Origin of the sequence: Fructobacillus durionis (assembly GCF_900112405.1) — a bacterium.
Lineage (GTDB): Bacteria > Bacillota > Bacilli > Lactobacillales > Lactobacillaceae > Fructobacillus > Fructobacillus durionis.
Genome location: NZ_FOLI01000011.1, coordinates 1 through 8874, shown reverse-complemented (window position 1 = coordinate 8874; position 8874 = coordinate 1). Strand labels below are relative to the sequence as shown.

The window sequence follows — 8874 nt, the reverse complement described above, 5'->3', positions numbered from 1 at the left end:
TCGCTTTAACAAAGGCGGTCGGGTCATGAGTGAACCCAAAATCGAGTCCCATAATGTGACGACCCTGAACCTTGCTTATATCAAAGTTCTCAAGCTCAAATAGGCCTTCAAAGACAAGCCCTTCTGCAATACCCCATTCGCCATCTACAGCTACTCTGGCTCGATTAGGGTTGCGCTTTTTAAGCTCCATCATGTTATCGATGAATTGTTGGTCCAAGTGGCTGTTATTCTTGTAAGTTGTGGTAAAACTCAATACGCCATTGCGCCTGGTCTCTTCATCAAAGAACTCTTCTTTTAGCCAGTGGCGTTCCGACCATGGGTTGAAGGTTAATATATGCTGGTAGTAGCCACCATCAGGCAACTGGCCACGCAACGACTCAACAACAGTTTGGAAATCCTCTTTACTCTTTAGTTCGTATGCTTCTTCCCACCAGGCACGGCACAAATAGCCATTCTCAGCACTAATAGACGTGATTTTCAAAGGGTCATCCATGCCTCGAAAGTAAATCTTTTGTCCAGTTGATTTCATGGTGATTTCAAGCGGACTAACCGTGAATTTAAAAAGGTCACTCAACCCTAGTAGATTGATGACCTTCTTCAATGTGTTATATGTCGATTCCTTGTTGGTATTCTGATACTGACGGATGACAAGCCAATTAACATATGGCAATCTCAACATCTCATAGATAACGTTATATGCTTGCGCCCACGACTTACCAGAACCACGGGCCCCTTTGATTGCCACAAATGGATCATGACTAGAAAACAATGGATAGTAAGATTTGTCGACAGAGTGATGAAAGTTAATGTTAATTGTTGCCATTTCCCTTCCCCTCGAATGAGTCCATGTTAATTATCATTTCGCCATTGCTAGTCCCGCTATCAAATACACCCTTGCCGTTCAAATACTCTAATAGTTCCTTGCGAGCTTTATTGCGATCATGCAGCTCTACAATCGGGCCATCTTTACCAACGGTAATCTTCTTAATAGCCTTAGTATCGACTTTGGATTTATCTTTTAAGGCAACCCAAGACTTGTGTCCTGTTAGCTCTTTTCCGGTCGCTTCATCTGTATATTGAAACTCATCAGAACCCCAATCAGCATACGATCCAATATCAGCTTTGGCCTCTTTGACCATATCGTCAACCAACGAAAAAACGTCTATGTCTAGCTCTTTTAATCGAGCCTGACGTAGACGTTTGATTTCTTCTTGAACCTTAGCATTTCTTAGCAATCGCGATCCATTAACCATTGCTGTTTCATAGTCAACACCATAAGCATTAATGTATGCCTGTGTTGCATTAGCAAGCCTCACATACTCCCTAACAAAGGCTTTTTGCTTGTCATTTAGGTCGCTATCCTCTAACTCTTGAATAGCTGGATGTAACTCTTTTTTGGTTGCAACCTTTTGCGACTTGGTTGCAACTTTTTTATCAGAGATTGCAACCTTGGTTTCATCTGACCAATAACGAGCCTTCCACGACTTAACCGTGCTTAGACTAACATCGTACTTATCAGCAATATCTTTGTACTTCATTCCAGCTAAGTAGTCTTGCTTAGCTTTATCACGTTTTGTCATGTCATTGGCGCTCCTCCCTTCCTTTTGATATATGTACTAAAAAAGACAGCCTAAGCTGCCTTTTTACTTTACTGTTTAAAATCTTTAATATTCTGAATCGCTTTTTCGTTTTGCATCAGCTTATAATATTCTGTATCTCTTTGTACTACAGCTAATTGCAATTCATCATTCTCTGTAATTTCAAATGACTTAATTTTATTATTTAAGAGCTGAGTTAATGGTTCTCCAATAGCTTTTTTATAATTAAACCCTAGCAATTGCATTATGGTTAACATTTCTTTGGAGATTAGTGGCTTAATTAAGTTTATATTTTCAACCAATTGCCCCCCATCGTCACTAGCTTCCGCAAACTTGATGATGATTGGCAAGATTGTATCACTAATACTTTTCACATCATCATCAGTTAACTTCTGAGACACTAACTCATTTTCTAATCCCTTAGAAATTAAAACTAAGTTTTGCTTATCATCGATCAAATCTTGGATAATTTCAGTTAGCTCAGCAATTGTTTCTTGATCATTCTTTTTAGCCTTAACAGTTTTAATTTTTTCAATTACTGCAGAAGCAGTGTTCCTAACAGTAATTTCAGCAAGCTTTGCTGTTAACTGCATTGTTTGTTCATCCATATCTTTGTATTCCTTCCTGTTTATCAACTCACAAGATAAGGATACAGGAATCAAATCAAAAGAAGAACCAATTTGTGTATAATTAGCTGCTTTATTCATAATTATTAACAACTCTCTTTATATTACAATCTTACCCCGAACCACAGTATCTTAGCGCCAATAATCATGATACCGGTTGCTCCGGCAAGCAGTCCACCAAGTAATAAGTAAGCGGACGTGTTAGCCATGTGTGCCATTGCCTCGGTAATCTTAAACTTCAAATAATTTTTCATTCTTTACCTCCAAAAAACAAACTGGCAATCAGACAAAATAAAAAGACTATTTCCAAATTGGAAACAGTCATTACATACGGTATTGATGGGGTAAGGATTTGCACCTTACATAGCTAGCCACAGGAATGAGAATGTGCGCACCACCATCAGTAGCCAGACTAGATTACTCTCAATAACCATAGCGTCTACCTATTCCGCCACCTATCAAATTCAGCCGGCAAGGTACCAATCCGACTGGGTCATTCTTTTTCATCGAGTTACCGATATTGAACGCCACATTTAACCGCCGATATGTACACAAAGCAATTTCGAATGCCACTATGCCAATTACTACTTTGCTTTTGTGTTGACCGTCAGGCGTCACGGTCGGGACATACAATAGTGTACAAGGCCCAACTATTAGGCACGTATGTACGCAGGGAGCTACCCTGTATGCGAGGCGCTACCTCGCCCACCGTTTCAAACCTAAACAAACGGATTAGCTCTTCCGGATAGAGCGTTTTTAATCAAAGACGACTTACTCTCGCACATTCGCTTCCACGCGCTCTGACATAGGGAATATGTACCGTGGCCATAACCGCCAGGAAATGGTCACATTTGCTCGCTACCAATTACTTGGGTCTCGGCAAGCTATGACTCTGGCTGGAATCGAACCAACAACAGCACCGGCTTAATTACCGGCGTGCTCTACCAGTTGAGCTACAGAATCATTTGCCAGCCATTCCAGGCCGGCTATTTATCAAAAGGAGCTAAGGTGTTTCCGCACCCCGCAAGCAGTACCGGAATACTGCAATGAACAACAGCGGATTTGCACCGCTCATGTGTCAAGGTGTAACCATCACCAATGAAACACGAAGCCTAATACTTATTGTTCAGGGACACAGCGATATTGCAGACGGATTAACGCCTGTTCCATAATAATATCACGGCTCTGTGTCCTTATCGATTTATTCGATACTACAAATATAGCACCTTTTTTAAGGCAAAACGCGCAGTCAAAACGCAGTCTTTTTAGGGGGTCGAGTTTTCCACAGGCTGGAAGAGAACACTCTGCGTGAAATCATCTTTAATCGCTTTCAAATCAGACTGACACTGCCGAACAGACTTGTACAATCGGTTAGAATCATTGATCCACGTGTGACGTTTCTTTGCATAGCGGAGTTTCAACAGGTTAACGTGGTAATCGTCCAGAGACAACTCATAGTTCTTAACTGTTTCGATTTTATGCCGGAGTTCTCTGACAATCTTGTCATCTTCAACTGCTGCAATATTTGCAATGGTTGAGTTCAACGTTGTGTTGACATTCTTAACCCTTCCTCCGCCTACATTTTCATCTTGAGTGCTGTGTGAATATTTCAAATCATGGATCCGCCACGCTAAATCATGCTCCCATTTACCCGAGTAGTAGCATTTGAAATATTGCTCCGCTGTCTCCGCCAAATTAATCACCCCCTTTAATACTGATTATCGTTAATCTTTGAAACCTCAATGACAATCTTCTCTTCGTCGCTAAATCGCTTCTTAGCGTTAATGTCACATAGCATGGCGTCGTCCTTCCACAGAATGCCGTTTAAGGCGTCCTCGGTACTTTTAATGTAGTTACTAAGGTCTGGCTTCTTAAAGGGCAACATCTCGCCAAGAATAGCCATGTCGTGCTTAACCTTGCTTAGTGACTTAGGCGGCAGAATGTAGAATGTCACGCTCAATGCCAGCGCACCGCTCAATGGCTCGAAGTAGTTCACACTCTTTTCAATATTGGCAAGGTAAGCCAACTGTTTTTTATATTCGACTGTCTTTTTCGGGTCATACAAGAAGGGCTTTCGACTCGTGTATGTCTTCGAGCGGTTATATTCACTCTTCATTCCAATACGTGGCCGTTCTTGTTGCTGTGGCTTGATGTCAAACTCAATCTTGATTGTTTCCGTCATCTAGCAACTCCTTGTTCTCGTGAATGTTTCCGATGACCTCAATGGTATGCTTATCATTAGCAGCCCAATACTCCTGCCGTGCAATTCTATCCCCAAAGTTAATGCAGTAGCCAAACTTAGGGCTATATTCAATAAACCCAACCTTGTCATCAGGGGACAAGATAACAACATGCAACTTTACAACATCAGACTCATAGATTTCTTGGCCGTTTTTATCATGCAGGCCTGTAAATTGTTCTAAATCCCATTCGCTTGAAACTTCACCAATAATTCCAGAAGAATCAACAATGCATTCTGCACCGTTTATGCCAAAGTAAATTGTTTTAGCAAAAACCATTTCTTTAGCGTATTTGTCCCACGCCCTAAACTTAATCTCTCTCATCACTCCACCACCTTAATTGATTCTGGGTGTAGCCAAGCGTTCATGAGCACCCGACTATGTGACCTAAATTCAGAAAGCAATTCAGTAAATAAATTTGTAGAATTATCTTCTATATAGAGGATATCGATAAAGTAGATAAAGTCTTTTTTTGCCCAGCCTTTTGAATAAGATTTATCCCAAATATCCTTTTGTTCTTTGGTTAATTCAAGAGTTGGGGCATAATTTTCTTGTAACTCTTCTATCAGTGCGTATACAGCTGTATGACTATTTACCCATTCTTGTTCAATCACCGGTTTGCTTTCGTCTCGAACAAAAGATAGTTCCTCGATTTCGTCAAATGCTTCTTTAAAAGTTTGTTTGGTGATTTTATGCATCACTCCACCTCTTCCTTGTCGAACATGTCTGGGTTGTAGCACGCTTCTCGTACTTCTAATTCAGTAAAACCATCACTATTTATAGGTGATTCATAAAATGCGTCCATCGGATATCCATCTGAATTTTTGATTAAAACTTTAAATCTTCCATCAAACGATTCCTTACTACTCCAGTAATACTTCTTCTCTTTATCAACAAATTGTTCATGCGCCCAGTCACGAGATTTCGGAAGTGCAATTAAAGCAAGCTCTTGGCTTAATTCTCTGGCTTTTTCGCTTTCTACAATTTCGTTGTAAGAAATATAATGATAAATATTTTTAAGATTAAAGGTTGCAACCATTAATTTTTGTTGATCAAAATATAAGTCAGCAATTTCAGTAATCTTCTGATATTCTTCTTCAGTGAATTTTTTAGTCATTTTCAACCTCTTTTTTTACATAGTTTTCTGGGTTGTATCCCCATTTGATAACTTCTTCTTCCGTGAAAGCAGTAACTGAATCAGACATATCTGAAAACTTCTGCCAAATAGAATCTTGCGAAATATACCCAAATGGGCTTTTTAACAAGTAAATCGATTTCCCTTCGTTGTCAGTGCGTTTGTTTTTCCAATAATATTTTTTGTCCATAAATACACCTATACCAATTCCTTTTTCACCAATAATTCAAGTTGTAAATCTGTGCAATTTTTTCGTCCACAGGAACACCCTGCAAATGATATTCAGCCATGCGCTCTTTTTCCTCGTGATGGAACAAGTCGTGATGTTCGCGACACAAGGCAATCAAGCGCCGGCCTTTGTGGTTAATCTTCGTGCGGTCGTTTCCCATGCCCACCTTGCTACCCGTGATATGGTGATGGTCTGCCTTCAGTCCGCAAATCACGCAGCGCTTGTTCATCAAGCAGGAATACTCATATCGAGCAATGGCTGGGTCGTCTAAATTGTCTAGTGGCCTGTAGCTAAGTGGCACGTTATGATACAAGCAAAACTCTAACAACATGTTGATAAATGTGTTTGCATCCGACATGTTTCCACGGCCGTTTGACAGGCTAAAGCCTTCGACGCCGTAAAACATATCCATGGCGAAGTAGAATGCCCGCTTAATCAGTTCAGGTTCGCCTGCCCATTTGCCACCAATTTCTGCCTTGGCAATATCGCCGATAAGAGCAAATGCAAAATTACGCTGTTTAGGGCTCACTGAGCGTCCATCTTGTATGTTTAGTGTGATTACACTATCTTGCACTTTATCGAGCTCATATAGCTTATCTGGGCTTTCTAGCTCTATTGTGACAACAGAGCCATGGCGACTAATCAGATTCCCTGTTATTTCCATCTGTCACCCTGCGAAAAGTTATCGCACTCTCCGGTCAGAAGCCCCAATCAAATAGCTGACCCAAACACCGAAGTATTCCGAAAACATCTGCCATGTATCCGTGGCTGGTTCATTAACTTGCTTCTCAACACCACGAACTAGTGACACATCAACGCCTAATTCTTTAGCTAGCTGTTCTTGACTGATTCCCTTTTCTTCTCGAAGTTCCTTGATTCGGTTCTTGGCCTGTAACCTGCTGTATCGTCTATCGAACTTGTACAGCTTATCTGCCAACTTCTCATAAACACTAAGCTGCACTGCAGTGCGCTTTCGGTTAACAATACCCATCAGCAACGTCCTGCTGACTCCGGTTAGTTGATGAAGTTCTTCGTACGAATAGAACATCAAGTAATCGTTCAGCACGCCCAACTGCCACTCCGAAATCTCTTTCATCATGTGGTTAGTCTGGTTACTCTCTTGGCGTTTCTTTTTCTCTTCCAGTTTTCGCTTCATCATCTCTGGCGCAGCAATCAACTTGTCGACATGTTCCTGCCTAAAGAATGTCTCTCCCTGGCTCATTCGCTGAACGATGTTGCGAGCCACTCCAATTCTTTCGGCAGCATATCGATTTGACCAATTTAATCGAGCCATTAAATCAAGCACTTCTTGCCTTGCTTCGGATGGCACCTCGACAGTATTAGAAAAATGCTTTTCCATTACTACTCCTTTCATTCTTCGTCATCATCAATTTCATACATTTGCATCTTATTGCCATAATCTTTTTGCTTTTGGTAGGCCGGAGTCGTGAGATGGTACAAGTGATCCACACGCTTCCCCGTCATTTTAGCAATTTCTTTAAAGGTTCCACTGGCAATAAAAGTGTCCCCCTTGTACATCGCCCAAATGCGATTTGCTTTCTTTACTCGTGCCATGGCTAATCCTTAGTTTTAAACTTTTTCATCAGCGCCAAAGTATCCTGCACTTCTTGTTGGTTAACTGGTTCAGCCACTTCATTCTTGGCCATTGGTGGCTCTTGCTTCTGGCCAGGTTTAGAATTGACCTTCTTCTCAGGAATTGCTCCGCCAACAAATCCACGCTCCTTAGCGCTATTCAAATGTTCTTCAAACCTGCTGACAAGTGATTTAACAGTGATGTACTCAAGGTCAGAGTATCTCGTGACCATGTAATTCAGCACATCTTGAAACTCCTCAAGCGATACATTCTGCATAGCAAGTGATGAGAACGTTCCTGTGTTTGTATTATTTCGTCCGGTCGCTTTGTTATAAGCAGCCAACATTTTTGAAGCTGTCATGGGGTCAAGAACACTCTCGTTCCCTTCTGTATATACTGATTTATTAGTTAATCTATTAGTTAATCTATTATCTACCTCATTTTTGAGGGTAGGGTATGCTCGTTTTTGAGGGTAGGGTACACTCATTTTTGAGGTGGGGGTATCCTCATTTTTGAGGGTATGCTCATTTTTGAGGGTAGGTTCTACTACTTCTAAAATCCTCTTCTCGATATACTTAGTACCTTCTCTATAAATGACATGGCTTCGTAGTAATCCCTTTTCATACAAATCGCTTAGTGCCCTCTGCACCGTTTGCGTTGACTTGTGATATTTATTTGCCAAAAACGTGTTACTAGGAAAAGCATGGTTACCTGTATTAGACACGGTGTAAATGAATCCAAGCAGTCGAACTTGGAAGTCACTAACGTTGTCTAACTCATCAACCCATGCCGGTATCTGTGAGAAAAACCTAGTATTTGCCATCTTCCCTCCTTTCGTCAGTCCATCCGACTAGGTACTGCGGGGTCACATTGAAGAACTCGGCTAGTGCTACCCATGTGGTAATATTGGGTTCTCGCTCATTGCGTTCGTATTTGCTAAGTCGGTCTCCGCTAAATCCAACTTCTTTAGAAACCTGTTTGAGTGTTAGGCCACGTTTTTTCCTTAATAATTTCAATCTATTACCGTTCATCGCTATACCCCACTAAATAATCAATCGTGACTTTGAAATAAGTAGCCAGCTTTTTTAGGGTTGTAATGTTGGGCTCTATCCCGCCTGTTTCATATCGGGAAATGCTAGCATTAGAAAGACCGAGTCGCTCACCCAAATCAATTTGTGAAACACCCTTTTCTTTTCGTAATTGTTTCAATCGATTATTTTTCATTCTCACGTCCTACAAGGTCATCTAGCGACATTTCGAAATAGTCTGCAATGTCAATCAAGACATCAAAGCTTGGCTTTGAATACCCGTTCTCAAGGTTTGCTATCGTGCCTGCTGACATGCCGATATGCTTCGCCATTTGTCGCTGCGTGACCCCTTCTTTTTATCGTAGACTCTTAAGTCGTTTTGAAAACTGATACATAGCTATACCAATTCCTTAAAATGGTAGGT

Annotated in this window: 16 protein-coding genes, 1 tRNA gene and 1 pseudogene; all 18 read right to left on the bottom strand. The window is 41.1% G+C overall.

Annotated elements, in window-relative coordinates:
* The coding region (locus tag BMZ93_RS06355; protein ID WP_143404281.1) for a PBSX family phage terminase large subunit at positions 1-823 on the bottom strand (823 nt) is incomplete at its 3' end.
* On the bottom strand, positions 810-1580 hold the full coding sequence (locus tag BMZ93_RS06350) for a terminase small subunit (protein WP_091503292.1): 771 nt from the start codon (positions 1578-1580) through the stop codon (positions 810-812). The genes BMZ93_RS06350 and BMZ93_RS06355, both read right to left, overlap by 14 nt.
* Before the next feature lie 68 nt (positions 1581-1648).
* Positions 1649-2305 (bottom strand): hypothetical protein, encoded by a 657-nt coding sequence (locus BMZ93_RS06345; protein WP_091503290.1) that lies wholly within the window; start codon positions 2303-2305, stop codon positions 1649-1651.
* Positions 2306-2328: 23 nt separating this feature from the next.
* Positions 2329-2478, bottom strand: coding sequence for a hypothetical protein (locus BMZ93_RS06640; RefSeq protein ID WP_200769374.1), 150 nt, complete (start codon positions 2476-2478; stop codon positions 2329-2331).
* Positions 2479-3111: 633 nt separating this feature from the next.
* Positions 3112-3187, bottom strand: a tRNA-Asn gene (locus BMZ93_RS06340).
* Between the two features lie 302 nt (positions 3188-3489).
* Positions 3490-3837, bottom strand: a complete 348-nt coding sequence (locus tag BMZ93_RS06335; RefSeq protein WP_244269352.1) for a transcriptional regulator — start codon at positions 3835-3837, stop codon at positions 3490-3492.
* A gap of 95 nt (positions 3838-3932) precedes the next feature.
* The gene (locus BMZ93_RS06330) at positions 3933-4406 is read right to left on the bottom strand and encodes a RusA family crossover junction endodeoxyribonuclease (RefSeq protein ID WP_091503286.1); all 474 of its coding nucleotides are present in this window, start codon (positions 4404-4406) and stop codon (positions 3933-3935) included.
* The gene (locus tag BMZ93_RS06325; protein ID WP_091503284.1) at positions 4384-4788 is read right to left on the bottom strand and encodes a YopX family protein; all 405 of its coding nucleotides are present in this window, start codon (positions 4786-4788) and stop codon (positions 4384-4386) included. The genes BMZ93_RS06330 and BMZ93_RS06325 overlap by 23 nt, the downstream gene beginning before the upstream one ends.
* On the bottom strand, positions 4788-5162 hold the full coding sequence (locus BMZ93_RS06320) for a hypothetical protein (RefSeq protein ID WP_091503282.1): 375 nt from the start codon (positions 5160-5162) through the stop codon (positions 4788-4790). Before BMZ93_RS06320 ends, BMZ93_RS06325 begins: the two co-directional genes overlap by 1 nt.
* Positions 5162-5581, bottom strand: coding sequence for a hypothetical protein (locus BMZ93_RS06315; protein ID WP_091503281.1), 420 nt, complete (start codon positions 5579-5581; stop codon positions 5162-5164). Before BMZ93_RS06315 ends, BMZ93_RS06320 begins: the two co-directional genes overlap by 1 nt.
* Entirely contained in the window at positions 5574-5789 is a 216-nt protein-coding gene (locus BMZ93_RS06310) for a hypothetical protein (protein ID WP_091503279.1), read from the bottom strand. The genes BMZ93_RS06315 and BMZ93_RS06310 overlap by 8 nt, the downstream gene beginning before the upstream one ends.
* A 25-nt stretch (positions 5790-5814) precedes the next feature.
* Positions 5815-6492, bottom strand: coding sequence for a putative HNHc nuclease (locus tag BMZ93_RS06305; RefSeq protein WP_091503277.1), 678 nt, complete (start codon positions 6490-6492; stop codon positions 5815-5817).
* Positions 6493-6510: 18 nt separating this feature from the next.
* Complete coding sequence (locus BMZ93_RS06300) at positions 6511-7188, bottom strand: helix-turn-helix domain-containing protein (protein WP_159427799.1); 678 nt, start codon at positions 7186-7188, stop codon at positions 6511-6513.
* An 11-nt stretch (positions 7189-7199) separates the two neighbouring features.
* Positions 7200-7403, bottom strand: a complete 204-nt coding sequence (locus tag BMZ93_RS06295; protein WP_091503273.1) for a hypothetical protein — start codon at positions 7401-7403, stop codon at positions 7200-7202.
* A 2-nt stretch (positions 7404-7405) separates the two neighbouring features.
* Positions 7406-8245 (bottom strand): helix-turn-helix domain-containing protein, encoded by an 840-nt coding sequence (locus BMZ93_RS06290; protein WP_091503271.1) that lies wholly within the window; start codon positions 8243-8245, stop codon positions 7406-7408.
* Complete coding sequence (locus tag BMZ93_RS06285; RefSeq protein ID WP_091503269.1) at positions 8232-8453, bottom strand: helix-turn-helix domain-containing protein; 222 nt, start codon at positions 8451-8453, stop codon at positions 8232-8234. Before BMZ93_RS06285 ends, BMZ93_RS06290 begins: the two co-directional genes overlap by 14 nt.
* Entirely contained in the window at positions 8443-8646 is a 204-nt protein-coding gene (locus BMZ93_RS06280; RefSeq protein ID WP_091503267.1) for a helix-turn-helix domain-containing protein, read from the bottom strand. The genes BMZ93_RS06285 and BMZ93_RS06280 overlap by 11 nt, the downstream gene beginning before the upstream one ends.
* Positions 8636-8791 (bottom strand): annotated as a pseudogene (locus BMZ93_RS06275) (helix-turn-helix domain-containing protein); the annotation flags it as partial. The pseudogene BMZ93_RS06275 and the gene BMZ93_RS06280, both read right to left, overlap by 11 nt.
* Positions 8792-8874 lie beyond the last annotated feature (83 nt).